Annotated in this window: 1 pseudogene; it reads right to left on the reverse strand. The window is 51.9% G+C overall.

What is annotated here, in order from left to right:
• A pseudogene (locus B2633_RS02760) lies at positions 1-241 on the reverse strand (CTP synthase); the annotation flags it as partial.

Below are 241 nucleotides of genomic sequence, written 5' to 3' on the forward strand. Positions count from 1 at the left end.
ACACTGTGCTGGGTGGGCTTGGTTTTTAATTCCCCGGCCGCCTTGATATGCGGCACCAGGGTAACGTGAATGTATAACACCCGATCTCTGCCCAGATCGAACTTCAGCTGCCGAATGGCTTCCAGAAAAGGCAGCGACTCGATGTCGCCCACTGTCCCGCCTATTTCGGTTATTACTACATCGGGCCCTACAGCTTTTTCAATCAGCAAGACCCGCTCTTTAATTTCGTTGGTGATATGCG

The organism is Syntrophomonas sp. UBA1041 (assembly GCF_002316705.1).
GTDB lineage: Bacteria > Bacillota > Syntrophomonadia > Syntrophomonadales > Syntrophomonadaceae > DTU019.